Below are 25,719 nucleotides of genomic sequence, written 5' to 3' on the forward strand. Positions count from 1 at the left end.
ACGGCGTGCTATCGTGAGCCTATGCCATACAAGGACGGGGCGGCTCTCTCGTCGGTGTACGCGGCGGCGCGCGAGGCTGGGTACGGCTTCTTCGCGAGCAACGTCACGCAGCTCGACATCCTCGTCGGTTTGCTCCGGGGCGCCGACCGCGTCGGGGCCGACGCGGTTTTCCAGGTGAGCCGCGAGTCCGCCGCCTTCTACGGCGACGGCGACCCGGCCGTCGGTCTCGACGCCTTCGGCGCCTACCTCGAACGCTTCGCCGAACGCACCGACGTGGGCGTGTTCTGCAACGTCGACCACGTTCGTCTGCCCGACCAGCGCGACTTCCTCGACACCGTCGTCGGGACCGGCGTCGCTTCCTCGGTGATGGTCGACGCCTCGGACAGACCGTTCGAGGAGAACGTCGACCTGGTGAGCGAGGCCGTCGAGCGGGTGCGAGAGAGCGAGCGTGAGACGCTCGTCGAGGCCGAACTCGGCCGGGTGGCCGGCACCGAGAGCGGCGTCGAGACCGCCGCGGAGGACGCCTTCTACACGGACCCCGAGCAGGCCGTCGAGTTCGTCGAGCGGACGGGTGTCGACCTGCTGGCGATCTCGGTGGGGACCCAACACGGCGTGGCGTCGGGCGTGGATCTGGACGTGCGTCCCGACGTGGCGCAGGAGGTCGACGACGCGCTCCGCGAGGCCGGTCACGATATCCCGCTGGTCGTCCACGGCGCCTCGGGCCTCTCCGACGAGCAGATCGCATCCTTCCTCGACGCGGGCGTCCCGAAGTTCAACAAGAACACCCGCTACCAGTACGAGTACGCGCGCACCGCGGCGGACTTTTACCACGAGCACGACGACGCCGTCCGCCCGCCCGAAGGCGCCGCCGACGACCGCGGGTCGATGTTCTCGGGCGCGGAGTGGTCGCCCGACAAGACGTACTTCCACCCGCACGTCGTGGGCGGCGAGGTCCGGGATCGGTTGGCCGACGTGATGGCCGACCTCGCCGAGGTGACCGGCTGCGCCGGCGAGAGCCTGTACGCCGAGCGATGAGCGAACCGCTACTGCTCGGGGTCGACGCCGGGCTGACGAACGTCAAGGCGGTCGCGTTCGACCGATCTGGGACCGCGGTCGCTGGATCGTCGACCGACACCCCCGGTCGCTCCCCCGCGCCGGGCCGCGACGAGCAGGACCACGACGACCTCTGGGCGGCCGCGGTCGACGTGATCGACTCGGTACTGGCAGAGGGAGCGGTCGACTCCGAGGCAGTCGCAGGCGTCGGGCTCTCGGGGCACGGGCACGGGCTCTACGCGCTCGACGAGGCCGGCGACCCGGTCTGCGGTGTCAAGTCCACCGACGACCGCGGGGCCGCGGTGCTCGACGCCTGGGCGGCCGACGGACGGCTCGACGAGGCGGCCGACCTGTTGGGCTGGCGCCCGTTCGGCGCGGACCCGTACTGTCTACTGGGGTGGTTCGACCGCGAACGCCCGGCCGTCGCCGAGCGGATCGATACCGTCCTGTTCTGCAAGGACGTGCTGGCCAACCGGCTCACGGGCGCGCGCAGTACCGACGCGATGGACGGCTCGGCGCTCGTGCCGCCGGACGGAGACACCGAGGCCGTCTTGGACGCGCTCGACCTCGACGAGTACGCCGGCGCGGTGCCCGACGTGATCGACAGCACCGACGCCTGCGGGACGGTCACTGCCGACGCTACGGCCGAGACCGGACTTCCGGAGGGCGTGCCCGTGGCTGCCGGCCTGCACGACGTGGGTGCCTGCGCGCTCGGCGCGGGCGTGACCGGGCCCGGCGAGGCGACCGTCATTCTCGGTACCTGGGGCCAGAGCGTCGTCGTGACCGACGGGCCGGACGCGGGCTCGGGCGGGCTCCCGCGGCGCTATCTCGACGGGTGGCTCCGGTATCGCGGAACCAGGGCAGGCGCGGCTTGCCTCGACTGGTTCGTCGACGAGTTCGGCGACGAGTGGCGCGCCGAGGCCGACGAGCGTGGCGTCGACCCCTACGAGGTGTACGAGGAGCGCGCCGCGAGCGTCCCCGCCGGGGCCGAGGGGGTGCTCTTCCATCCCTATCTCAACGGCTCGACGGACCACCCGGAGGCGCGTGGCGGGTTCTACGGGCTGGACCTCGACGCGTCGCGGGACCGGATGCTCCGCGCGGTCTACGACGGCGTCGCGACGGCACTGGCGCTGGGTGTCGAGGACTTCGACGTGGCGGTCGACGACCTGCGAGTCAGCGGGGGTGGCGCGCAGAGCCACCTCTGGACCCGAACGTTCGCGGACCTGCTCGACGACACGGTTCGCGTGCCCGACGGGACCGAGATGGGCGCCCGCGGCGCGGCGGTCTGTGGCGGCGTCGCCGCGGGCGTCTACGCCGACGTGGACGGGGCGGTCGCAGAGACGGTCGGAATCCAGCGACGCCACGACCCCGACTCCGAGCGCGCAGAGCGCTACCGGACCGTGGCGGCGGCGTTCGAGGAAGCCCGCGACGCGATGGGGCCGGCCTGGGGAACACTAATGCGACTCTCGGGGCAAAGAGGAGGAAGAGAATGAGCACAACAGTGCTACTATGTGGCGACCCCCAACAGCCGAGCGAGTACATGTACGAGGCGCTCGGCCACCTCGAGGACCGCGGCGTCGAGTTCCGCCGGATGGACTGGATGGGCGACGCCACGCCCACCGCGTTCCGCGACGAGACGATGAGCATGGAGGCCGAGGGACCGGGCTCGTTCGACGACGGCGACATCCGTGAGGGGGTCGTCGGCGCCGACGTCCTCGTGGTCCACAAGGCGCCGGTCTCGCGGGGACTGGTCGAGTCGACGGAATCGCTGGATCTGGTCGCGGCCGCGCGCGGCGGCACGGAGAACGTGGACGTCGAGGCCTGCCGCGAGCGCGGCGTCGAAGTCCTCCACGCACCAGGTCGGAACCGCGACGCCGTCGCCGACTACGCGGTCGCCATGCTCCTCTCGCGGTTCCGCGAGATACCGTTCCACCACGACGCGCTCTCGGGCGGCGAGTGGGACCAGGTGTTCGACCCCGAGCGGTTGCCCCCAGACGTTCGGACCACGGAGATCGGCGTCGTCGGTTTCGGCAACATCGGCCGCGGCGTCGCCCGGCGGCTCTCCGGCTTCGAGCCGACGGTCCTCGCCCACGACCCCTACGTCGACGACGCGGCCATCGAAGAGACGGGCGCCGAGGCGGTCGGCCTCGACGAGCTCCTCGACCGCGCCGACGCCGTGACCCTGCACGTGCGCCTCTCCGAGGCGACCGAGGGGCTCGTCGGCGAGGACGAACTCGCCCGGATGAAGCCCTCGGCGTTCCTCGTCAACACCGCCCGCGGCGGGCTGGTCGACGAAGACGCGCTCGTCGAGGCGGTCGAGTCGGGCGAACTCGCCGGCGCCGCCCTCGACGTGTTCCGCGAGGAACCGATCGCCGAGGACCACCCGCTGCTCGACTGTGAGGGGGTCGTCCTGACGCCCCACGTCGCCGGGTCGACCCGCGACGCGGTGTTGGGCGGCCCGCGCATCGTCTCCGAGGATCTGGCCCGCTGGCTCGACGACGAGGCTCCCGTGAACACCGTCGAGTAGCGCGCCGACTATCCGCCCCTCCCGGAGAGAACGCCGGGCTCCCCCTGTCTTTACGGTCGTTCCGGCCGTGGAGCAGCCCATGCGATTCGGAATCATCAGTACCGCTGACATCGGGGTCGAGTCCGTCATGCCGGCGATCGCCGCGAGCGAACACGAGATCGGCGCGGTCGCCTCGCGCGACGAGTCGGCCGCCCGGGCGCTGGCCGACGACTTCGGCGTCGACGCGGCCTACGGGAGCTACGAGGCGATGTTCGAGGACGACAGCCTCGACGCCGTCTACAACCCGCTCCCGAACGGACTCCACGGCGAGTGGACGAAGAAAGCCGCCGACGCCGGCCTGCACGTCCTCTGCGAGAAGCCCTTCACCGGGACCGCCGCCGAGACACGCGAGGTCTTCGACTACTGCGAGGCCCGGGGCGTCACGGTGATGGAGGCGTTCATGTACCGTTTCCATCCGCTGACCGAACGCGCCGCCGAGATCGTCGACGAGGAACTGGGCGAGGTGCGCGCGGTCACCTCGGCCTTTACCTTCCGGATGGCCGACGGCGCCGCGGACATCCGGCTGGACCCCGATCTCGACGGCGGCTCGGTCTACGACGTGGGTACCTACGCCGTCAGCGCCGCACGGCTGTTCCTCGGCGAGCCCGACCGCGTCTACGCGACCACCCACGACGGCCGCGACTGCGGCGTCGAGACGGAGATGGCGGGCGTGCTGGAGTACGACTCGGGCGCGGTCGCCCGCGTCCAGTCGGGCTTCGAGACGCCGCTGACCCAGTACTACCGCGTCGAGACGACCGACGGCTGGCTCAGAGCCGAGCCGACCTTCGACGTCGACGTCGAGGGCGAGACCTCGCTGACCTACGGCGTCGGCGGCCGCGAGGTCACCGAACGGTTCGACCCGACCGACCACTACCGGCTGGAGGTCGAACACTTCGCCGACTGCATCGAGGCGGGTGAGACGCCACGGATCGACCGCGAAGAGAGCGTGAACCAGGCGCGCGTCCTCGACGCCGTCTACGAGAGCGGTGCGACCGGCGACCGCGTCGATCTGGACTGATACGGATTGTTGCAAGCGGTTCTCGGGTCGAGCGACGACTGCGTGCGGTCGATCCCGACTGTCTCGCAACGATCCGTACGAGCGGCCCTCGGACCGGTTCTCCCGAGCGGATCGGTCCCGACCCGACTCAGAAGTGCGAGAGTTTGTCGCGGCGGTAGAGGTCGAGCGAGGTGATCGAGTTGGGCGACTCCTGGCGGACCATGTAGGCGACGGCGTCGGCGACCTCGATCGCTTCGGTCACCTCGCCCGGCTCGAAGGCGTCCTTCGAGGGCGTGCCGCTCTCGGACCCGAACTCCGTGCGGACCTCCGTCGGGTTGACCGTCGAGACGGCCACGTCGTCTTCGCCGAGGCTGGCCTGCAAGCTGATCGCGAACCCGCGAGTCCACCACTTCGTCGCCGCGTAGACGGGGTTCGCGGGCCGGGGGTGGTTGCCCGACATACTCCCCATGAACACGAGGTGGCCCGCCGTCTCGGTCAGGTGGGGGATCGCCTCCCGGGCGGTGTAGAACATCCCGTCGACGTTGACGCCGCGCATCAGTCCGTACTCCTCGTCGGTCAGGTCGGCGACGGGCTCGTCGACGGCGAGCCCGGCGTTACAGACCGCGATATCGAGGCGGCCGAACCGCTCGACGGTCGCCTCGACGAGCGCGGCGACCGCGTCGGAGTCGGTCACGTCGGTCGGGACGACCTCGACGCCGGCGCCGTATTCCTCGCGGATGTCCTCGGCGAGCGCTTCGAGTTCGTCGGTCCGACGGGCGGCGACCGCCACGTCCGCGCCGTCCTCGGCCAGCACGCGAGCGATCTCGGCGCCGATCCCCGAACTCGCCCCCGTGACGAGCGCTGCCTGTCCGTCGAGCGGGTCCGTCCGTCGGCTGGGTCTCTCTGCCATACCCACACTCGCGGCGCATCGATTGTACGTGTTTCCCCGTTTCGACCACAAATATAGAATTCACGACACTACTCGGCGGGTCGACGAGCACCGAACGGACGCGCCGAACCAGCCGGTAGCGGCCGATCTCTCCGGGATCGGGTATCACAGATGATCGATGGGGCAGAAATTATATACTCGATGCTACCGTACCGACGGAGGAATGTCACGAGCAGTGGTCACTGGCGGTCTCGGCGGTGCGGCGAGTTGGGTCGTCTCGTCGCTGGCACGACAGGGCTGGGACGTGCGGAGCATCGACTTCCGGCGCCCGAGCGACCCGGGTGCCGGCCCGGCGAACGTCGACTTCCGCGCCGCGGACCTCACGGATCAGGGACAGACGTGGGAACTCATCTCCTCGTTCGACCCGGACTACGTGATCCACTTCGCCGCCTACCCGAACCCGCTGGGTCACGGCGGCGCCCACGTCTACGAGAACAACACGATCAGCACGTACAACGTCCTCTCGGGCGCGGGGAGCGTCGGCGCGGACGTCGTGTGGGCCTCCAGCGAGACGGTGTACGGCACCGTCTTCGCCGAGCCCTCCTTCCTCCCGGACTACTTCCCGATCGACGTCGACCACCCGCTGCGTCCGGAGGACCCCTACGGGACCTCCAAGGTCTCCGGCGAGGAGATCGCGAAGATGGTCACCCGGCGACACGGCGTCAAAGTCGCCTCGATCCGTCCGTCGTGGATCAACTACCCCGGCAACTACGACGCGACCACAATCCGCGAGAACTTCGACTTCGAGAAGGCGAGCCTCGAGGAGGACTTCGGGATCACCTTCCACAACGCCGCGGGGAACTTCTTCTCGTACGTCGACATCCGCGACGTGGTGTCGCTCGTCGAGCGCGCCATGGAGGTCGACTTCGAGGGCCACGAACCGTTCATGGCCGTCGCGAAGGAGAACCTGCTGGGCGTCGACACCGCCGAGGCCGTCGAGGCCACCTACGGCGAGTTGCCCCCCGAGGTCGACCTGGAGGGCGACCAGTCGGCCATCGACTACAAGAACGCCCGCGAGGTCCTCGACTGGGCGCCCGAACACTCCTGGCAGGAGGCCGAGGACGAGCAGGTCGACGGTCCGAGCTTCGTCTGAGCGGCGTTCGAGACACGCGGCTTTCTCGGTCCGCGCTCGGGATGCGACGTCGCGAGCCCGAGCGCGGGACCTTTGAGGCGCCCGGTCGTGGGGACAGGTATGACTGTCATCGGGTTCCTGAGCGTCGCACCGGTCGTCGAGGGGAGCATGTCCGAGGAGGTCGCCAAAGCCGTCGCCGCCCTCGACGAGTTCGACGTGGGCTACGAGACGACGCCGATGGGGACGATAATCGAGGCCGACGACTCCGCGGAGCTGTTCGCCGCGGCCGGGGCCGCTCACGAGGCGGTGGACGGCGACCGCGTGAGCACGTTCCTGAAGGTCGACGACAAGCGGACCGTCGACCAGGCGGCCAGCGAGAAGGTCGACGCCGTCGAGGAGCACCTGGGTCGCGAGGCCAGGCGGGAACGGTCCGAGTGAGGCGAGTGCGGGCCGAGCGAGTCGGCCCGACACGGAACGCGGGGAGCGCCGAACCGAAGACCGAAGTCCCAGCGGCGTGGATGGCGGGGTATGGAGAGTCTCAACCGGACCGCGACGGATCTGGTCGACGAAGCCCTGGACTTCGCCGACGAGCTGAACGTCGCGGCCCACCAGCTGGACAGCGAGGCGCTGGTCGTCGACTTCGGCGTCGACGTGCCGGGCGGCGTCGAGGCCGGGATGATGCTCGCGGAGATCCAGACCGCCGGGCTCGCGACCGTCCAGAGTTCCCTGGCGGAGGTAGCGGGCGCGCCCCTCACCCACGTCGAACTGTCGACCGACCACCCCGCGATGGCGCTGCTCTGTTCGCAGAAAGCCGGCTGGGAACTCAGCGTCGACGGCTTCGAGGGACTGGGCAGCGGCCCCGCTCGCGCCCTCGTGGCCGAGGAGGACGAGTTCGGACGCGTCGGCTACCGCGACGACTTCGAGTTCGCCGTCCTCGCGATCGAGACGGAGACGCTCCCGGACGAGGCCGTGATCGAGCACGTCGCCGAGCGCGCGGGCGTCGCCGAGAGCGGCGTCTTCGCCCAGGCGTTCTCGACGGCCAGCCTCACCGGCAGCGTCGCGATGGCCGCCCGCGCGGCGGAACTGGCGACGTTCCGGCTCTCGGAGCTGGGCTACGACCCGCTCGATATCCTCTCGGTGACGGGGTCGGCGCCCGTGGCGCCCGTCGCCGACGACGAAGAGGAGGCCATCGCCCGGACGAACGACGCGCTGGCCTACGGCGGGCAGGCCCACCTCGTCGTCGACGAGCCGTTCGACCGGTTCGACGAGGTGCCATCGAGTGCGACCGACGAGTACGACACCCCCTTCGCCGAGATCTTCGCCGACGCCGACTGGGACTTCTTCGAGGTGCCCGAGTCCGTGTTCGCGCCCGCGCAGGTGACCATCGACGTGGTCGGCGGCGACACGCACGTCCTCGGCGACGTGAACGACGAGCGCCTCGCCGAAAGCTTCGGTCTCTGACGTGCGCTACAAGATCGTGCCCCCGGTTCGGGATCGAGCGTTCCTCGCCGACGCCCAGCGGGCCGTGCCGCTGGTCCCGGGGACGGTCGAGGACTGCTGTCTCCGGATCGTCGACGAGACGACGGCGCCCTCGCGGGACGCCGCCCGGGAGTATCTGACCTTCCTCGAAGCGCTCGAACTCGTCGCGGAGACCTCGCGCGGGTTCGAGCGACGGCGCGTCGACGCGGCGGAAGCCGACCTCGCCGACGCCTTCGAGCGCCGCGTGTTCGGCGCGAGCGAGTTGCTCGACGCCCTCCGCGAGGCGGATTCGCTGACCGTCGAGGAGGCGTTCGACGCGCTCCGCGAGCACGTCCCCCGGTGGGAACGCGACCGACACACCGACTGGGAGGCCGAGTGGCGCGAGCGAACGGAGCGGCTGCTCGACTGGAGCGTGACCCTCGGACTCGCCGTGAACGACGGCGACCGCTACCGCCCGGCCGAACGCGAGTGAACGGCCGAGTCCGTCGAGTTACGTGCCGGCGAGCCACTCGCGCGCCTCGGCCACGTCCGCCGTCAACAGCGGTTCGACCGGTGAATGGCCCCGTCGTCCACCATGTTTTCCACGTCCATTTCTGAGATCACGCTGTCGGGGTGGACCGTCGCTACGTACCCCATACCCGTCTCGTGCGCTCTCGGCATCCAGTCGGTCTGCATCCGTCGTTGGTCCTCCGCATCGTGTGCGTTGATCCCGCGCGTGTCTACCAGCGCCTTCGTCGCGTTTCGGCGTCGGATCGCGTCGAGCAGTGCCTCACACCCCTCGCGGAACGGAGCTCCCGACACGTAATTATCCCACGTAAAAACTACCGCCTCGATCTCGTCGCCCCACTCGATCGTGAAGTTTTTCACCGTTAGTGATGATTTCAGCGACTATCTCTCGACAATTCGGATCATCTCTCGTAAACTGATCTGCTGTAGTTTCGATTTTGATACTGGAGCTACCGATCACGGTCTGCCGGTCCGAGCCACCTGCGCGGCCGCGGAAACGGGACGATCGGGAGTGGGCGAAGTCCGCGTCGCCGGATCGGCTGAGGATCCGCCAGAAAGAGCGCCAGCCCCGGATCCACCGGTCGACGCGTTCGAGCCGTCGGTGGCCTCGCCGCGTCCGGTCGCGTTCCGGTCGATCCGGGTCGCGTTCGCCTCCTGGACGACCGAGAGCGTTGCGTTCGGTCCCACGACGACTCGGTCGGCCGTCAGGTCCTCCGTGACTCGCAGCGTCGCGCCGGACAGGACCCGCACGGTCTCGGCGGCGGTGAGGTCGCCGTTCACGACGGTCCCGTTACCGGAGACGACGACCGTCCCGTTGGCCTCGATCCCGCCGTTGAACCGGGCGTCGCGCGCGACGACGTTGTGCCCGGAGAACGCGCCGTTGACTCGCGAGTCGGTCACCGCGACGGTGCTGTTGTCGCCCGCCCGGACGCCGGCGTTGCTGTCCCCGGTCGCGAACAGCAGCGCTCCGGCGGCGACGACTCGCCGCCCGTTCGAACGCCCGGCGGTCGCGACGCGGTCGGCCGTCACCGCCGCCCGGAGGTCCCACCGGACCGACGCCGGCAGCTCTCGGGACCGTTCGGGGAGTCGTTCTGCGACGGCCACCGAGACCGTCGCGGTGTCCGTGAACCCGTGCGCGTCGGCGACAGTCAGTCGGGGTCGGACCTGCCCGGTCGACTCGTACGTCCGACTCGCCTCCGGGACGGTCGTGACGCGGTCGACGGTTCCGTCACCGTCGAAGTCCCACCGGTACTCGGAGATCGCGAGGTCGTCGTACGCCCCCGTCGCGTCGAACCGGACCGTCCCGTTGGCGGGTAACAGCGTGCGGTCGGCCGCCAGCCGGGCCGTCGGGCGCCGACTGTCGACGACGACCGCGTCGGTGGCCGTCGTCTCGACGTAGTTCCCCGCCTCGTCGGTCACCCGGACGGCGACGCTGAGCGCGCCGCGGTAGGACCCCTCGGACAGCGTGGCGGCGTACGTGCCGTTACCGCGAGCGTGCAGCGCCACCGAACGCCACTCCGACTGGTCCGCGAACGGGGTCGACGCGGGCGACCCGGTCGCGGTGCGCTCGGCGACGTACAGCGTCACGTTCGCGACGCCGCTGCCCGCGTCGCGCGCGCCGACGGTCACGGTGAGGTTCCCGTTGGGAACCACGTTCGTCCGGTCGAGGCCGTCGAAGGTGACGCTCGGTGTCGCCGGCGGGCGGTCGTCGTCGCCCGCGGTCGTCGCACCGAAGGTCGTCACGGTGTCGTTCGACAGCGGCGACACGTCGTGTCGGTCGTCGACGCGCAGTCGGACGGAGTCGATCCCGTCGCCGCCGAGGGTGATCGGCACCTCGATGGCGTTGCGCGTGATCGACCGCGCCCGCTCGCCGTCGATCCAGACCGTGTACTCCTCGGACGGGCGGTCGCTGATGACGTACCCGCGCGGCGGCTGGCCGACCGTCGGGAAGACGGTGGCGCTGAACCGGTCGGCCGACAGCGACCACGACCGGAGCGTCGACCGGAACGGGTGTTTCTTGACCGCCGTCTCGACCGTCGAGTCGCCCTCGAAGCGCTGGATCAGTCGCTGGGGAGTGGCCGACCACGAGAGGAAGCCGAAAGACCCGACGGTGAAGGCGTCGTGGTACTGGGCGAGATCCGGCGAGACGTAGATCCGCTGTGCGAAGCGGTCGCCCAGCTCGCCGGTGACGTACTCCGCCGTCAGCGGCACGTCGTCGAACTCGCTGGCCGCCAGCGTGGCCGAGTACGTCTCCCCGGGGGCGCCCCTGTAGTAGCGCACCCGCTGCTCGTCGAGTCGGTCGACGTCGACCGCCAGCGCCCGGTCGCCTTCGACCCGCTCGGAGACGTGTTTCAGGTGGTAGACAGTCGGGGTATCGAACGCCCCGTCGTCGGGTGCGACCGTGAGCACGCGCCGGACCGCCACGGTCAGCGCGGGCGTCTCGCTGACTCTGACCGCCGGCGACGGCGGCCCGTTGACCACGACCCTCGCGTCGAACGGGCCGCCGTCGACGGTCGCGTTGACCGCGACCAGCCGCGTCGTCAGGTTTCCGGCCGCCACCGGCAGCGACGCCGGGTCGACGGTCCGGGTGGCCGTCCGTCGCTCGTCGAGAACGAGCCGTCCCCGCGCGTCGACCTCGGTTGCGTTGGCCGTGATCACCGGGGTCCCGTCGTCGCGACCGGTCGAGACCGCGACGTACCGACCGGGCTCGTCGACCGCGACGGTCACCGATCCGCCCGAGAGCTGTCGGGGCCCGTAGACGGTGTCGGTGTCGGTGTTGACCAGCGTGACGGTGTCGCCGGCGACATCGTCGATCCCCCGCTTCGCGACCGTCACCGTCCGGAGCGGGACGTAGCCGAAGATCACCGTCCGATCCCCCACGGTCAGGCGTCCGGAGTGAGGCGTGTACAGTCGATCGTCCGGCGAGACGGTGAGCCGGACCGTCGCCGAGTCCCCGGCCGCGAGCCGGAGCCGCGACCGGTTGAGCACGACCGCGTCCGTCGGTCCGCCGCCGATCGGTCGAACCGTCGCGGAGAGGTTCACCGTTCGCGGGCCCGCGCCGGTGTTCGTGACGGTGACCGTCCGGCCGGTAGGGCGCCCGGCGGGGATCCGCCCGAAGTCGACGGTCCCGGGCGCGACCACGACGTCGGCCCCCACGGCCGCCGTCACGTTGAGCACGCCGGCACCCTGCGTGTAGATGTCCGCGCCGGCGATCGGGTCCGCGGTCGCGGTGAGGCCGGCGCGCACGCGGCGCGGTCCCCAGTCGGGATGGGCCGCCCGGACCAGCGCGGCCGCGCCGGACGCCAGCGGGACGGCGAAGGAACTCCCGTCGCGGGGCGCGTAGCCGCCGTCGGCCGCCGGCGCCTGGACGTCCACGCCCGGGGCGACGAGATCCGGCTTCACGAACTGTCCGTCCGGTGTCGGCCCCCGAAGCGAGAACGGCGCGACGCGGTCGTCCCCGTCGCTCGCTCCGACGGTCAGCGCCTCGTCGAGCGTCCCCGGAGATGTGACCGTCCCGTAGCCGCTCGTCCCGGTCCCGCGGAGATTCCCCGACGCGGCGACGACGAGCGCTCCCGAGCGCGTCGCACGCACGACCGCCTGCCGGAGCGGGTCGCCGGCGCGGTCGCCGTCCGGCGTCACCCCGAGGCTCATCGAGACGACCTCGACGTCGCGGTCGACCGCGTACCCGATTCCGGCGACGATGTCGGAGACGCGCCCCGACCCGTCGCTGCCGAGGACGCGAACGTCGAGGATCGACGCGTTCGGCGCGACGCCGACGTAGGTCCCGTTCGAGGCCGTCCCGTCCCCGACGACCAGACCGGCGACGGCCGTCCCGTGCCCGAACCGGTCCGCGGTCGTCCCCTCCCCCGTGAAGTCCCGCTCGGCGACCTCGGCCCCGGCGATGTCGGGGTGGGATTCGTCGACACCCGTGTCCAGGATCGCCACCGTGACACCGTCGCCCGAGACGCCGTACCGCTCGCGGGCGGCGCCGCTCTCGATGGCCGCCCTGTCGGGCGTGTCGGACAGTTCGACCGCCGCGTCGTAGTGGACTCGCTCGACCCGGTCGCTGTCCCGCAACCGCTCGTAGATCTCCCCGATCTCCGCTTTCGGGAGCGCCGCGGCGCTTCCGTTTACCAGCGCGAGCGGACGGCGGTCGGCGCTGTCGAGGTCCACCACCCGTCTGCCGCCGCCGTCGCGTGGCTGTCGGTCCGACCACTCGAGTATCACCGGCAGGACCGCCGAGTCGCCGTCCGCTACGCCCTCTTCACGCAGCCGGTCGACGTCGAACAGCGCCCGGTCGAACCGCGTCGTGTTCACGCCCTCCGGGAAGACGTACGTCCCCGACTCGGTCCGGTGTTTGGTCACGTTCGCGTCGCCCTGGACCCGGTACAGGGTGCCGTTCGTCCCGTTTATCACCGCGACCGTGTGCCCGGTTATCAGCGTCACGCGCGCGGTCACCTCCGGTCCCGACCCGTTCGTCGGCCCGTCGGCCGCCGTCGAGGGCGGTCCCGCGTCGCTACTCTGCTTCGCGAGCGCGTCTCCCGTCGGCCCGCTCGCCTCGACCGACGCGGCCGCGCCGCCGACCGCCGCTCCGGTCGCGACCGCGATCACCGCCAGAGCCACTGCGACGACCGCGACCCCACGAACGCTACTCGCCACGACCGCTCCGGACAGCCGCGAAGTGATCTCCATCTCGTTCCCGGAGTGTTACGTACAGCACTAAAGTAATTCGAAAACACATACCACGTTGATACGTATACGATGCAGACAGTCGATCCACGCATCAGGCCGTGTCCGACGGACTCCGGGCTGCGCCCCGCATCAACACAAAGTGACTTCTTATAAATGAATGTTAGAAAACATAGTCGGAGAGTAACACAGACAGATTGATGTCACGTGCGATCGAGCGGTCGACCATGTCGATAGCGCTCGAGCCCGGCACCTGGGCCTACTTCGCGGTGCTGTTCGTCGGGATCGTCGTCGCGGTGACGCTGGTGAACGTGGTCGCGCTCGACGCGCCGGTTCCCGGTTCGGTCGTCCGCGGGATCGCGATCGGCGTCGGTGCCGTCGTCGCGAGCTGGTACTTCAGCTAGCTGACCCGGGGCGTCGGCCCCGGGTAGCGTCGATCGCCTCCGCGATCGCCTCGGGGTCGGAGACGTGCCCGACGAGGCGGTCGTCGCCCGAGTAACTCTTCAATCGCGCTATCCCGAACCACTCGGGCAACAGCGAGCGCAGACGGCCGTCGGCGACGGTGAACTCGGAGATATTCCCCCGGGCCACCGCCCACTGCGGTTCGTCGGTGAGTTCGTTGTACTCGACGACGGCGTCGGGATAGACCCGGTAGACGGTGTAGGCCCCCATGACCCAGCCGGCGACGACCTGCACGGCGGAGCGGAGAGCGACGACGACCGCGACTCCGGCGAGAGCGCCGACGGCCGGACCGCGCGGAGGCCCCCACACCGCGCCCCCGACGAGCATCCCCGCGAGGCCGCCGAGGAGGACGAGGAAGAGGGTCACGCTGAACACGGAGACGAGGACGCCGAACAGCGCCGCGACGACCACGACGGCGCGCCGGTCGGTACGGAACTCCGCTATCGGTTCCCCGTCGGGCGCGTCGACCGGTGAGTCCTCGCCGACCGTCTCGGCGTCGAACACAGTCGAGTGGACGAATCCGGGGTTCCGGAGTTCGAGCGCGTCGTAGGCGACCTTGGACGCGACGAGCACGAGTCCGAGGGCGATCCGGGGGAACCCGGTCGCGGTCGCGAGGCCGACGACGAACGGTGCGACGAACGCGAGGACGAACAGCAGCGACAGGTACGTCCGAGAGACCCCGCCCGTCGCGGCGACCGCTTCGTACTCACCGGTGCGGAGCCAGTCGGCGGTCTCGAACGACTGCTTGAGCAGAATCGCGAGCGCGGCGACGGCGGTCGACGCCGGCGCCACGACCGGGTCCAGCCACGACACGACCAGCCCCGAAAGCACGAGTCCCCCGAGCGGCCAGAAGGCGGCCCACGGGATCAACCCCGTCAGGACGTACGGGACGTTCCGCGGATACACCGGCGGGAGCCACCGGGTCGGTCGGAACCCGCCCCGCACGTCCGCGAGCGACGCCAGGGGGACCGGCGCCCGGAGCGGCCGATACTCGTCGGAGGGCGGCAGTTCCGCGAACAGCCCCTGCAGGGCCTCTCTGAGGACGACGACCCCCGCCTCGAACCAGTAGAGCAAGAGGAGCAACCGGGGGTTCCAGTCGAAGACGAACAGACCGACGAGAAGCACCACGTTCGAGAGCACCGCCGCGTACAGCGTTCGCCGTGACTCACCCCCCATCGTTCACGATCGGATATAGGTCAGGCACATGTGTATAACTGTCGTTATCATTGCGGGGGAGACCGCCCGTCGAAACCCGATCCGAGCAGCCGCCGCCCGGCGGTCGACGGGTCGGTACCTCGCCGCGTCGGAGCGGGCGCTATCGGTCGGGCGCTAACAGACCTCCCATCCGGTCGGTTCGTTCGCGTACGAACACATCTCCTTGGCGTCGGGCAGGAGCGTCACGGCGTACGAGCAGACGGCGCCGAGCGCGATCGTACACGGAGCGGCTCCGAGACCGAGGTTCCACCAGTTCGTCCCCGCACAGAAGGCGCCGACGCCGAACCCGCAGATGCCGACGTCGAGCACCAGACGGATGACCGAGATGCAAGCGCCACAGGACCAGTCGCCGTCCCCGAACTCACCGAGCGCCTGGCTCGTGGCGATGGAGACGATCGAATCGTACCCCGTCAGCCGGACCTTCCAGAGAACCTTGCCCAGGTCGACGTCCTCCCACCTCGCCACGTCGTAGACGTACTTCGTGTTGATGAGTTCGGTGGCGAGGTCCTGGAGCGCCGTGATGGAGTTACAGACGATCTGGCCGCTCGTGACCGCCAGCTCGCCCATGTCCACCGGCGCCGCCTCGATGGCGTCTTGCATCATGTCACCGGTGAGCCCGGCGACGTCCCCAGCGACGTCGGTCAGGCCGTCCCAGATGTCGCCCAGAAAGTCCGTCGCGTCGTCGATCAGCCCCTGGGCCTCGACCTGCTGGGACGCCGCGCGCGCCCCGTTCTCGGAAACGTCGTACTCCGCGGTCGTCGTCTCGAACGACGCCGACTGGACGCTGGCGGCGCCGGCCAGCGCGAGTGACTCCGCCTTCACCTTCGACGTCGTTCCGTACGACGTCTTCCACTGGTAGGTGTTCTCGACGTTCGTCACGTCACCGGACCGGCGGCGCCGCGACAGCGTGACCGTCGCCTCGTCGCCCTGACCCACGTCCGTGAGCCGGTAGACGACGGAGTCGGTCCGGTCGCCGTCGGCGACGTACGAGACGGTGTAGATCCCGTCGGCGTCGTGGCGGACGCGCCCGTCGGCCTGTGCTGCCGCCCGGTCGTAGGCGTCGGTCCGTTCGAAGGCCGCGGCGGCCTGGAGCCGCGCCGAGTCCCCCGCTTCGGGGTAGCGCACGGGGTCGAACTCGGCGGTGACGCCGCCGACGCCGAGGGCGGTCACGTCGCCGAGGAACTTGATCCGCTCCGTGCTCCCCGCCGAGACGGTCGTCGTCAGCGTCTCGTGGGCGGCGTCCTCGTACAGGATCGCGTCCGTCGCGTCGATGGTGAACTCGACGGCGCCGTCGGCGGGCGCCGAGCAGATCACGCGCTTTTCCTCGACGCTGATCGTCGCGGTCGCATCGCCCTGTGAGAGCGACAGGAGGTTGCCGTCGAAGCGGGCCTCCGTGCCGCCTTCGGTCGCGGTCCCGGTGACCGTCCCGTCCTCGGCGCTGGCGGCGGTGCCGACGGCCTCGGCCCTGTCGCTGGTCTCGACCGCGAAGGACTGGCCGCTGCCCGAGACGGTGACGCCGCCGGGCATCGCCGACGGGAGCACCTCGGCGGCGTCGACCACGTCGCCGTTCTTCCGGACGCGCACGTCGCCGTCGGCCTCGAAATGCGTCAGCTCGCCCGCGTACGACAGCGTGACCGGCGAGGAGATCGTGCCGCGGAGCGTCCGGTCGTTCACCCGGTCGAGCGGGCCAGAGCCGTCCCCGCTCGCACCGCCACCGCGGGTGCGGCGACCGCGACCGCCCCCACCGGCTTCGAGCCGGCCGCTGGCGGAGATGTCGACCGACACCGACCCGCTGGGGGCGATTTCGACGGTCTGTCGGGGGAACGAGTCGACGTAGAAGGGCTCCCCGTCGACCCGGACCCTGGCGTCGCCGGCGAGGTCGAACGCCGTGAACTCCCCGGTGAACTCGAACGTGTGGGCGCCATCGGTCAGCGACGCGCTCGCCGCGCCGGCGTCGACGGCGTCCTCGGGCGCGTCGGTCGCGACCAGTACGCCCGAGACCGAGAACTCGTAGCTCGCCTCCCCCGAGGCGTCGACCGTCACCGTACGCCGGTCGCCCTCGGCGTCGAGCGACCCTCGCTCCGTCGTGTCGGCCATGCCGCCGGCCGCGCTGCCGACGCCGCTCAGGCCCGTGGCCGCCGCCGCGCCGGCCGCCCCGACCGATCGCAGAACGTTTCGCCTCGAAATGCCTTCTGATTCACCATTATTGTCTGACATCTACAACAAAATCTGTTGTCACGTATATATTAAAACTAACTAATTCTGTTTAGATTACTATTTTGTGGTGGATAGCTGATAGACGGGCGAGAAACGTACCGCAACAAGCTGGGTAGGACGGCCGGATCGCGGTGGAGCGGGTGCACAACACGGGGGTCAGCGACCGTCGCGGCGGACGACCCTCGGACGCGGCGACGGTCCCGCTCGCGAAGGGATACCGACCGGCGTGGCGTTCACTCCCGCTCCGATGCTGGAACCACATTGTAGATACCCAACCCTCGGACCGACAGTTCGTCACTTCACCTGCATACCGCGTCCCGAGGCGTCACGTATCGAAACCGATTAGCTATGGCCAACACAACGTGTCCTCATGCGCGAGTTCGAGTTCGTCCTCACCTACCGGGCGGGTGCCGACGAGTTGATGGACGTGTTCGTCGAGCGGCCGGGGCTCCGGGCGCAGACGGCGGCGTGTTTCGCGAACGACCGGTCGATGTGGCGGGTCGACCACGTGCTGGGGTCGCCCGAGGCGCTCGACGCCGTCGAGACGCACTTTCTCGACGAGACGACGTGCAACGAGTGTCTGGACGTGGCGGGCTGTACGTCCAGCCGCGAGTACCAGGTCGTCAGTTCCGACCCCGAACATCGCGTCTACTTCACGCGCCGCGAGGAGATCCAGCACTGCCACTCGATCCCCTACCTCGCCGTCGACCACGTCGGCGACGGCCTCCTGATCGAGGCCGAACGACGGGACGACGAGTACGTCTGGCGGCTGTTGATCCCGGACGACTGCGCCGTCGGCGAACTGTACGACCGGATCGACAGCCAGCTTCGCGACGGCATCTCGCTGGAACTCGGCCACGTCTCCGACCCGCAGAACTGGAACGGCGGCTTCGGCACAGCCGGTCTGTTGACGCCGGAGGAACGGGAGGCCGTCGCGAGCGCGGTCGAAGCGGGCTACTACGGCACGCCACGGGACGCGACCGTCGAGGACCTGGCCGACGAACTCGACACGCCACACTCGACGGTGCAGTACCGGCTCCAGCGCGCCGAGGAGAAGATCGTCGAACGCTTCGCGTCCGAGACGCTCTGACGGGCAAAAAAAGACGGCGTCGCCGAGCGGCTCAGTCGTCGACCAGATCCGCGACCATCCCGCTCACGTACTCGACCTCGTCGTCGTTGACGCCGTGGCCCATCCCCGGGTAGATGCGCTCCTCCACGTCGGCGTCCAGCTTTTCCAGCACTTCGGTCGTCACGTGGACGCGTTCCTCGGGGATGTGGGGGTCGACGTCGCTGCAGCCGACGAACGACGGCGTCCCCTCCAGCGACCCCTCGAACTCTGCGGGGTCGATCGTCTCGCCGATGAGCCCGCCCGAGAACGCGACGTGGCCGCCGTAGCGTTCGGGGTTGCGCGCCACGAACTCCGACCCGAGACAGGCGCCCTGGGAGAACCCGAGGATCAGCACCTTCTCGGTGGGGATCCCCGCGTCGTTCACCTGCTCGACGGCGTCCTCGATGGCCTGCAGGCCCGACGATCGGCCGGGCTCGTTCGTCTCGACCGGTTCGAGGAACGAGTTCGGATACCAGGTGTTGCGTGCGGCCTGGGGGGCGAGCAGGGCGACGCCCTCGGCGTGGAGTTGCCGGCCCATCCCGAGGATGCTCTGGGCGGTCGCCCCACGGCCGTGGACGAGGATCATCGCCGCCTCGGCCTCGTCCAGCGGCGTCCCGCCCGTCGCGAGCCCCTGTCCCTGGTGGGGGCCGTCCATTCAGGCCACCTCCGCGGGATTCGCGGCGGGTTCGTCGGTCGATTCGGCGCCGAACGTGCGTCGCTGGACAGTCACACCCGGTTATACGGCGCCGTCCTACAAAGGCGCTCGCCGACACCCGCGTCACCCGATGACATCGGCGTCACCGACCCGGGGCAGCCGATCGGTCGCCCGCTCGTCCGCCCTCACCCGGCGGCGCTCAGAGCCCCAGAATCTCACGCGCCTGTGAGGTGTCGGCTACCTCGCGACCGAGTTCCTCGGCGATCCCGACCACGCGTTCGACGAGTTGCGCGTTGCTCTCGGCGAGTTCCCCCTGCCGGTAGTAGACGTTGTCCTCCAGCCCGACCCGGACGTTCCCGCCGAACAGGGTCCCCATCGTCGCGAACGGCAGCTGGTGGCGACCGAACCCGAGCGTGTTGAACAGCGCGCCTTCGGGGAGGTCGTCGACTGCGTTGAGGAAATTGGCGGGTCGCGGTCGCGTCAGCGTCCCCGGCCCGAAGACGAGCGTCGCGTAGACCGGCTCGGCCAGGTCACGCCGCTCCAGCAGCCCGTGGACCTCGTTGCGGTGGCCGTCGTTGAACACCTCCAGTTCGGGCTTGATCCCGCGGTCGGCCATCTCGTCATACAGCGCGTCGATCGTCGCCAGCGTGTTCTCGCTCGTGAGTCGGTCGTACCGGTTCAGCGGTCCCATATCCAGCGACGCCATCTCCGGCGGTGGGTCGGTCCGCAGCGACAGGTGTCGCTTCTCCGTCGACGCCTGTGTCGCGCCGGTCGTGTGCTGGACGATCACGTCGTCGGTGTACCGCCGGATCGCCTCGTCGATCGCCTGGAACCGCTCGGTCGAGAACGCCCGCTCCCCGTTGTCTCTCCGGGCGTGGACGTGGACGACCGACGCGCCCGCGGCCTCGACTTCCCCCGCCGCCTTCCCGATCTCCTTGGGCGTCTCGGGGAGGTTCGGGTTGGCCTCCTTGCCGTGGATCCCACCGGTCAGCGCCGCCGTGACGACCACCGGTTCGTCCGCGAGGAATCGCTCGTAGCTCACGCGTCGTCGCCCTCCCCGTCGTCGCCGTCGGATTCAGATACGTCGGCGTCGGCGTGTTCCAGATATATCTCGCAGTCCTCGGCGTGGTCGAGGTCGAACCGGTCGTTGCAGATGTCGGCGCGCATCGGCTGGACGAACCGCTCTTCGGCCTCGCAGTAGGCGCGCTCCTCGTCGAAGGACTTCCCGTCGGCCGACTCGCGGTAGGAGAGGTAGGGACAAGACATACTCGGCGTTTCGGCTACAGCGAGTTAACGGTTCGGCGGAGCGAGTCCGGAACGGGGTAGTTTGGGGACCAGCGGTGCAGAGTCGCAACATTGTTTATCGGACTCGGCGACTCGGGAGGTATGAACTTCTTCGACCGTCTGGCCGACCGGATCGCGACCGTCGACAGCGTCGTCTCGGTCGGGCTGGACCCCGACCCGGCGCGGATCCCCGACCACCTCGACGAGTACGACCTGCCCCGCTGGGCGTTCAACCGCCGCATCATCGACGCGACGCACGAACACGCCGCCGCGTTCAAACCAAACGTCGCCTTCTACGAGGACCCCGACGGCTGGACGGCGCTGCGGGAGACCGTCGCCTACGCCCACGGCAAGGACGTGCCGGTCCTGCTCGACGCCAAGCGCGGCGACATCGGCAACACCGCCCGTCAGTACGCCGAACTGCTCGACGACGACGGGTTGGGCGCCGACGCCATCACCGTCAACCCGTACATGGGCCGGGATTCGCTCGAACCGTTCCTCTCCCGCGAGGACAAAGGCGTCGTCGTCCTCTGTCGCACGTCCAATCCCGGCGGGGCCGACTTACAGGACCTCGAACTCGAAACCGGCGAACCGCTGTACGAGCGGGTGGCCGCCACGGCCGACCTGTGGAACGCCAACGACAACGTCGGCCTCGTCGTCGGCGCCACCGCGCCCGAGGAACTCGAAGCGGTCCGCGAGATCGTCCCGGACATCCCGTTCCTCGTCCCGGGCGTGGGCGCGCAGGGCGGCGACGCCGAAGCGGCCGTCGAGTACGGCCTCGCCGACGGCGTCGGGCTCGTCAACTCCTCGCGGGGGATCATCTTCGCCGGGGAAGACAGCGAGGCGCACAGCGCCTCGGGAAGTCGAGCGGCGGAGCCGCGAGACCAGGGCGAGGGCTTCGCCGACGCGTCCGGACAGGCCGCCAAACGGCTGAAGAAGCGACTGAACCGATACCGGTAACTGTCTGCTTCAGACACATATTTAAATTTTTGGGACCGGTTCTGCCGTGGAAACCGAGTTCCCGTTTATACGGAATCGGGGTACGACGGTGTAGATATGACGACGACAGTCAGTACGGCGTTGCGGCGCTTCGTCGGCGTCGCGGTCGATCCGCAGACGTACAGGAACGTGACCTACCTGCTGTTGGCGTTCCCGCTGGGAGTGCTGTACTTCACGGTCCTGTGGGGCGGCGGCGTGGCGGGAGTCGCGCTCCTGCCGCTGTTCCTGCTGGGGGTGCCGATACTCGTCGGGGTACTGGCGGTGGCCGCACAGCTCGCGACTCTGGAGACGCGTCTCGCGCACGGGCTCCTCGACAGCGACGTGGGCTACGAGCGGCCCGAGCCGTCCGACGGGGACGTCGTCGAGTACATGAAAGGGATCGCGACCGATATCCGCAGCTACAGCGCCCTGGGGTACCTGCTCTCGAAGTTTCTGATCGGGACGGTCGCGTTCACGCTGCTGACGACGGCCGCGGTGCTCTCGGTCGCGTTGACGTTCGCTCCCGTCCTCTACGACGTGCCCGGGGTCCACTACGACTTCGGCGTTCTGACGGTCGAATCGTTCCCCGTCGCGCTCGGGCTCTCGGGCGTCGGCGTCCTCGTCGCCCTCCTCTCGCTGCACGCCTGCAACCTCGCGGCGCGTGCGCTCGACGAGTACGCGAAGCTGATGCTGGGGAGCGAGCGTGCGAACTGAGTGAGGCCTCGCGAGCGGCGACCGATCGGCGGTCGGCACCCCACACTGCGGTGTTCAGAACCGGTAGATGTCGACGCCGTCCGGCATGTCGTCGCCGGTCCCGGTCGGGTCGGCGGGGTCGCCGCCCTCGATCTGGGTGACGCACTCGCTGCAGATCTCCCGTCGGGCGTCGAAGTGGCGGTCACAGACCAGGTTCCCGCAGCGGTCGCAGGTGTGGTCGACCGCGGGGCGCTGGCAGACTTCGCAGAGCCCGGATACGCTCATGATCCGCGATCGGGCCCCGACGCGTTTAGGGGTTGGGTGGCCGGATGCTGTCGGCCACAAGACACTTATCTGACTTCGGAGTGGTCGACGGTATGGACGCGCCCTCCCGTCGACGGTTCCTCGCCGTCGTCGCCGCGGCGGCCGGTGCGAGCGGTTGCCTCGGCTCCGGCGACGCAGGAACCGACCCCACGTCGACAGAGCCGTCTTCGACGACAGAGAGACCCGGGACGCCCACCGCGTCACCGACTGCGATGGCTCCGGAAACGCCGACTCCGACTGACCCACCCACGGCGACCGATCCGCCCACGGCCAGTGACACGGCCACCGACCCACCGACAGAATCGCCCACTCCGGGATCGACGGCCGTCGCGTGGCGGGACGCCTTCGACGGACCGGTGACCGCGAAGCCCGTCGTCTCCGAAGAACGGCTGTTCGCGGGGTCGGAAGCGGGAGCGCTCCGCGCCTACGCTCCGAGCGGAGACCTCGCGTGGCAGCGCGACCTCTCGTCGCAGGTACGGGACCTGACCGTCGCGGACGGGACCCTGCTGGCGCTGGTCGGGACGGACGAACTGTGGTCCAGCCACACCGTCCACGCGCTCGACGCCGCCTCCGGTCGGGAGCGCTGGACGTTCAGCCCGACCGACTGGTGGCTCGAAGTCATGGCCGCGTCGGACGGAACGGCCTACGTCGCGACGGCCGACGACTCGATATCCGGGTCGGGCGAGACGCTCTACGCGCTCGCGCTCGACGGCGGCGACGTGGAGTGGTCGACGGAGGTGGGTGACCCGCGCGAGGCGGTCGTGACCGACGACGGGGTGTTCGTCTCCGCGCACGGACGGGTCCACGGGTTCGACCGCGCCGACGGCCGCAAGCGGTGGGACCGGTCGGCCGAGGAGGTCTACTCGACGCTCGCTGTCGTCGACGGGACGGTCGTCTACGCCGACCAGTCGGAGGCCGACGGCGTCTACAGCGAACTCCTGGGCCTCGACGCCGCCTCGGGCGAAGAGCGGTGGCGGTTCGACTCGTGGGCGGTCACCGCGACGGTCGCCGGCGACGGCGACCTGTTCGCCGGCGGCGCTCGCACCGCCAGGCTGGACCCCGCCGACGGGTCGGCCCGCTGGACGGTCGAGAAGCCCGGTTTGCTCACCGACGCCAGCCTGATCGGGAGCCGGCTCTACGCGGGCGGCGACGAACTGCACGCGCTGGCCCGCGACGGCGGCGAACGAGCGTGGACGTGGGCCCCCGATCCGCCACAGGGCGGCGTCTCGGCGGCCGGCGTCGTCGACGGAACCCTCTACCTCGACGCGTATCACGACGCCGAAATTCGCGATCAGTACAAGTTCGCGGTCGACACCGCGACCGGGGACGGTCGCTGGACGTTCGAGACCGGCACCGAACTCACGGGTCTCGCCGTCGACACCGATCTCGCGGTCGCCGGCGGCCAGGACGGGGTCCTCTACGCGCTCCGGTAGCGACGAGCACCAGGGAACTCTGACCGAGCGTCCGAGACGTTTAGGGGGCACCGACGCCAAGGAGCGATCGTGTACGGTTCCCGACTCGTCTCGGCGGTCGCCGCGGTGTTCGCGGCCATAGCCGTTCTCTTCGCTATCTTCGGGTTCGCCGCGAACGTCGGCTTCTTCCTCGTCGCTGCGCTGTTCGGCGCGGTCGCGTACTTCATGTGGTACCACGCCTCCGGTCGGTTCGCCCAGCGGCTCTACCGCGGCGTCGAGGAGCGGGCCGCGCCCGGTGGCGGCCGGCGTGGCGGCCGCGGCGGCTTCGGCGCCGCCCCCCGCGAGGACTGGGACCCGCCGCGCGACGAGGACGCGCGTCAGCGGGCCCGAGCGACTGGCAGCCAGGCCCGCGGCGGTCGCGCGCGCGGCGGTGGTCGACGGCGACAGACCCGCACGGGAGGCCAGCGTCGGCGCCGGCGGGCGGCCGCCGCCGCACAGCCCAGCGGTCCGACGGCCGCCGAGGCCTACGACACCCTCGAACTGGACCGCGGCGCCGACGAGGACGCCGTCAAGGCGGCCTACCGCGAGAAGGTCAAGGAGGTCCACCCCGACTCCCCCGACGGCGACGAGGATGAGTTCAAGGAAGTCCAGTCGGCCTACGAACGGCTGACGGACTGAGTGCCACCGAGTTCAGTTCGATGTACTTGTTGAGCGGGTGTTTCTGGTCGAGGAAGTGTACAAGGACGTCGAACGACCGTGACCGCACTCAACGGCAGGCGTTGAACGCCCTCGACGCGCGCGCTAGCTGTCGTCTCGGCCGCAGAGAACAGCAAGCGGTGAACCCCCTCGACGCGCTCGCGGTCGCTGAGACGGGATATCCGCGCTCTCGGCACCGCCCGCTCACGGCAGGGCCGTTCGCTTCGAGGCGCTGCGCGCCTCGCACCGCGCGGATAGTGCCCGCCCAGGCGACTACCGGCGCGAGCGCGTCTCGCCCTTTCAGTCCGCCAGGACTGCACAGCACCGCAGACAGCCTCACACCTCCCCAGCCGATTCGCTCGCCTTCGGCTCTCTCATCCCTCGCGCGACTGTTTCGAGCGGCCCGCCAGGAGGCGGGCACGCTCGACAGCGCACGCCGACCGCACAGCACCGCAACCGCACCGCTACCTCAACTGCAACGACCTCACCCTGCACTGACCGACCATCGAACGCGGTGTCGCCGGCGGTTTCACACACGTTTTTGCCCACAGACCCCCGAGGAGCGACCAGTGACGCCACCGCTCGCCGTCGACATCGACGGAACGCTCACCGACGAGGACCGCGCCGTTCACCCGCCCGTCCTGCCCGTCCTCCGGGAGTGGGACGCCCCCGTGGTGCTCGCGACCGGGAAGGCGCTGCCGTACCCGGTGGCGCTGTGCGAGTTCGCGGGCATCGAGCGGACGGTCGTCGCCGAGAACGGCGGTGTCGCGTTCGTCCACGCGACCGACGACCTCCTGTTCCTCGGCGATCGCGAGGCGGCCCAGCGCGTCGTCGACGAGTACGTCGAGACCGGCCACGAGCTGGGCTGGGGGTCCCACGACCTGATCAACCGCTGGCGCGAGACGGAGGTGGCCGTCAGTCGCGAGGCGCCGCTGGAACCGCTCCAGCGGATCGCCGCCGACCACGGCCTCGAAGTCGTCGACACCGGCTTCGCATACCACGTCAAATCGCCAGACGTGAGCAAGGGTCGGGCGCTCGAAGCCGTCGCCGAGCGACTCGGTCGGGACCCCGGGGAGTTCGTCGCCGTCGGCGACTCCATCAACGACGTGTCGACGTTCGAAGTCGCGGGGCGGTCGTTCGCGGTGGCCAACGCCGACGAGCCGGCCCGGGAGGCCGCGGAGACGGTCCTCGACACCGCCTACGGCGAGGGATTCCTCGAGGCGGTCGAGCGGGTGCGGTAGCGCTGGGGTCGCTCCGGACCGTCGAACCCGCTCACGACCGCTGGGGACCGATACGGAGCGCTCGGGAGTGCTACGGACGGGAATCGGGCCCAAACCCGGAGAAGGCTTTTGTACTGGCCACC

24 protein-coding genes are annotated in these 25,719 nt (G+C 69.9%); 15 read left to right on the plus strand and 9 right to left on the minus strand.

Annotated features, from left to right (window positions below; translation table 11 throughout):
* Nucleotides 1–21: 21 nt before the first annotated feature.
* The 4 genes from fba (at nucleotide 22) to I7X12_RS01210 (ending at nucleotide 4,637) form a co-directional block, all read left to right on the plus strand.
* On the plus strand, nucleotides 22–1,035 hold the full coding sequence (fba, locus tag I7X12_RS01195; RefSeq protein ID WP_198062069.1) for a class II fructose-bisphosphate aldolase: 1,014 nt from the start codon (nucleotides 22–24) through the stop codon (nucleotides 1,033–1,035).
* A complete protein-coding gene (locus I7X12_RS01200) occupies nucleotides 1,032–2,546 on the plus strand; it encodes an FGGY-family carbohydrate kinase (protein WP_198062070.1) in 1,515 nt (504 codons plus the stop codon). Before fba ends, I7X12_RS01200 begins: the two co-directional genes overlap by 4 nt.
* Nucleotides 2,543–3,580, plus strand: a complete 1,038-nt coding sequence (locus I7X12_RS01205; protein ID WP_232342973.1) for a 2-hydroxyacid dehydrogenase — start codon at nucleotides 2,543–2,545, stop codon at nucleotides 3,578–3,580. Before I7X12_RS01200 ends, I7X12_RS01205 begins: the two co-directional genes overlap by 4 nt.
* 79 nt (nucleotides 3,581–3,659) lie before the next feature.
* Entirely contained in the window at nucleotides 3,660–4,637 is a 978-nt protein-coding gene (locus I7X12_RS01210) for a Gfo/Idh/MocA family protein (protein WP_198062071.1), read from the plus strand.
* Between the two features lie 127 nt (nucleotides 4,638–4,764).
* On the opposite strand, the gene I7X12_RS01215 is transcribed toward I7X12_RS01210, so the two are convergent.
* Entirely contained in the window at nucleotides 4,765–5,526 is a 762-nt protein-coding gene (locus I7X12_RS01215; protein WP_198062072.1) for an SDR family oxidoreductase, read from the minus strand.
* A gap of 202 nt (nucleotides 5,527–5,728) precedes the next feature.
* Here I7X12_RS01215 and I7X12_RS01220 point away from each other — a divergent pair, with 202 nt between their 5' ends.
* The 4 genes from I7X12_RS01220 to I7X12_RS01235 all read left to right on the plus strand — a co-directional run bounded on the left by I7X12_RS01220 (nucleotide 5,729) and on the right by I7X12_RS01235 (nucleotide 8,588).
* Nucleotides 5,729–6,658: an NAD-dependent epimerase/dehydratase family protein gene (locus I7X12_RS01220; RefSeq protein ID WP_198062073.1), complete on the plus strand. Its 930-nt coding sequence runs from the start codon at nucleotides 5,729–5,731 to the stop codon at nucleotides 6,656–6,658.
* 99 nt (nucleotides 6,659–6,757) lie between these two features.
* Complete coding sequence (locus tag I7X12_RS01225) at nucleotides 6,758–7,075, plus strand: MTH1187 family thiamine-binding protein (RefSeq protein WP_198062074.1); 318 nt, start codon at nucleotides 6,758–6,760, stop codon at nucleotides 7,073–7,075.
* A gap of 90 nt (nucleotides 7,076–7,165) precedes the next feature.
* Complete coding sequence (gene mch / locus I7X12_RS01230; RefSeq protein ID WP_198062075.1) at nucleotides 7,166–8,098, plus strand: methenyltetrahydromethanopterin cyclohydrolase; 933 nt, start codon at nucleotides 7,166–7,168, stop codon at nucleotides 8,096–8,098.
* 1 nt (nucleotide 8,099) lies between these two features.
* A complete protein-coding gene (locus I7X12_RS01235) occupies nucleotides 8,100–8,588 on the plus strand; it encodes a hypothetical protein (protein WP_198062076.1) in 489 nt (162 codons plus the stop codon).
* Nucleotides 8,589–8,650: 62 nt separating this feature from the next.
* On the opposite strand, the gene I7X12_RS01240 is transcribed toward I7X12_RS01235, so the two are convergent.
* Nucleotides 8,651–8,983 carry a hypothetical protein gene (locus tag I7X12_RS01240; protein ID WP_198062077.1) on the minus strand — a complete coding sequence of 111 codons (333 nt, stop codon included), beginning with the start codon at nucleotides 8,981–8,983 and terminating at the stop codon, nucleotides 8,651–8,653.
* A 96-nt stretch (nucleotides 8,984–9,079) separates the two neighbouring features.
* A complete protein-coding gene (locus I7X12_RS01245) occupies nucleotides 9,080–13,315 on the minus strand; it encodes a S8 family serine peptidase (RefSeq protein ID WP_198062078.1) in 4,236 nt (1,411 codons plus the stop codon).
* Between the two features lie 224 nt (nucleotides 13,316–13,539).
* On the opposite strand from I7X12_RS01245, the gene I7X12_RS01250 reads away from it, so the two are divergent.
* Entirely contained in the window at nucleotides 13,540–13,716 is a 177-nt protein-coding gene (locus I7X12_RS01250) for a hypothetical protein (protein WP_198062079.1), read from the plus strand.
* Here I7X12_RS01250 and I7X12_RS01255 read toward each other — a convergent pair.
* Together I7X12_RS01255 and I7X12_RS01260 are read right to left on the minus strand one after the other, a co-directional pair.
* The gene (locus I7X12_RS01255; RefSeq protein WP_232342975.1) at nucleotides 13,709–14,950 is read right to left on the minus strand and encodes a DUF6498-containing protein; all 1,242 of its coding nucleotides are present in this window, start codon (nucleotides 14,948–14,950) and stop codon (nucleotides 13,709–13,711) included. The two genes, I7X12_RS01250 and I7X12_RS01255, sit on opposite strands and share 8 nt — an antisense overlap.
* 153 nt (nucleotides 14,951–15,103) lie before the next feature.
* On the minus strand, nucleotides 15,104–17,206 hold the full coding sequence (locus I7X12_RS01260; RefSeq protein WP_198062080.1) for a hypothetical protein: 2,103 nt from the start codon (nucleotides 17,204–17,206) through the stop codon (nucleotides 15,104–15,106).
* 370 nt (nucleotides 17,207–17,576) lie between these two features.
* Here I7X12_RS01260 and I7X12_RS01265 point away from each other — a divergent pair, with 370 nt between their 5' ends.
* A complete protein-coding gene (locus I7X12_RS01265; RefSeq protein WP_198062081.1) occupies nucleotides 17,577–18,296 on the plus strand; it encodes a helix-turn-helix domain-containing protein in 720 nt (239 codons plus the stop codon).
* Nucleotides 18,297–18,327: 31 nt separating this feature from the next.
* Here I7X12_RS01265 and I7X12_RS01270 read toward each other — a convergent pair whose 3' ends face one another.
* The 3 genes from I7X12_RS01270 to I7X12_RS01280 all read right to left on the minus strand — a co-directional run bounded on the left by I7X12_RS01270 (nucleotide 18,328) and on the right by I7X12_RS01280 (nucleotide 20,235).
* Nucleotides 18,328–18,969, minus strand: a complete 642-nt coding sequence (locus I7X12_RS01270; protein WP_198062082.1) for an alpha/beta hydrolase — start codon at nucleotides 18,967–18,969, stop codon at nucleotides 18,328–18,330.
* 199 nt (nucleotides 18,970–19,168) lie between these two features.
* The gene (locus I7X12_RS01275; protein ID WP_198062083.1) at nucleotides 19,169–20,011 is read right to left on the minus strand and encodes a BKACE family enzyme; all 843 of its coding nucleotides are present in this window, start codon (nucleotides 20,009–20,011) and stop codon (nucleotides 19,169–19,171) included.
* Nucleotides 20,008–20,235: a hypothetical protein gene (locus I7X12_RS01280; RefSeq protein WP_198062084.1), complete on the minus strand. Its 228-nt coding sequence runs from the start codon at nucleotides 20,233–20,235 to the stop codon at nucleotides 20,008–20,010. The genes I7X12_RS01275 and I7X12_RS01280 overlap by 4 nt, the downstream gene beginning before the upstream one ends.
* A 120-nt stretch (nucleotides 20,236–20,355) precedes the next feature.
* On the opposite strand from I7X12_RS01280, the gene pyrF reads away from it, so the two are divergent.
* Together pyrF and I7X12_RS01290 are read left to right on the plus strand one after the other, a co-directional pair.
* On the plus strand, nucleotides 20,356–21,213 hold the full coding sequence (gene pyrF, locus I7X12_RS01285) for an orotidine-5'-phosphate decarboxylase (protein ID WP_198062085.1): 858 nt from the start codon (nucleotides 20,356–20,358) through the stop codon (nucleotides 21,211–21,213).
* Nucleotides 21,214–21,309: 96 nt separating this feature from the next.
* Nucleotides 21,310–21,945: a sensor domain-containing protein gene (locus I7X12_RS01290; RefSeq protein ID WP_198062086.1), complete on the plus strand. Its 636-nt coding sequence runs from the start codon at nucleotides 21,310–21,312 to the stop codon at nucleotides 21,943–21,945.
* A gap of 54 nt (nucleotides 21,946–21,999) precedes the next feature.
* Here the strand turns inward: I7X12_RS01290 and I7X12_RS01295 are convergent, their stop codons facing one another.
* On the minus strand, nucleotides 22,000–22,209 hold the full coding sequence (locus I7X12_RS01295) for a hypothetical protein (RefSeq protein ID WP_198062087.1): 210 nt from the start codon (nucleotides 22,207–22,209) through the stop codon (nucleotides 22,000–22,002).
* A gap of 395 nt (nucleotides 22,210–22,604) precedes the next feature.
* Here I7X12_RS01295 and I7X12_RS01300 point away from each other — a divergent pair, with 395 nt between their 5' ends.
* The 3 genes from I7X12_RS01300 (at nucleotide 22,605) to I7X12_RS01310 (ending at nucleotide 25,597) form a co-directional block, all read left to right on the plus strand.
* Nucleotides 22,605–23,681, plus strand: coding sequence for an outer membrane protein assembly factor BamB family protein (locus tag I7X12_RS01300; protein WP_198062088.1), 1,077 nt, complete (start codon nucleotides 22,605–22,607; stop codon nucleotides 23,679–23,681).
* Between the two features lie 69 nt (nucleotides 23,682–23,750).
* Nucleotides 23,751–24,338 carry a DnaJ domain-containing protein gene (locus I7X12_RS01305; RefSeq protein ID WP_198062089.1) on the plus strand — a complete coding sequence of 196 codons (588 nt, stop codon included), beginning with the start codon at nucleotides 23,751–23,753 and terminating at the stop codon, nucleotides 24,336–24,338.
* Between the two features lie 587 nt (nucleotides 24,339–24,925).
* Nucleotides 24,926–25,597 carry a phosphoglycolate phosphatase gene (locus tag I7X12_RS01310; RefSeq protein ID WP_198062090.1) on the plus strand — a complete coding sequence of 224 codons (672 nt, stop codon included), beginning with the start codon at nucleotides 24,926–24,928 and terminating at the stop codon, nucleotides 25,595–25,597.
* Nucleotides 25,598–25,719: the final 122 nt, after the last annotated feature.

This window comes from Halosimplex litoreum, from assembly GCF_016065055.1.
In the GTDB taxonomy this organism is placed as follows: Archaea; Halobacteriota; Halobacteria; order Halobacteriales; family Haloarculaceae; genus Halosimplex; species Halosimplex litoreum.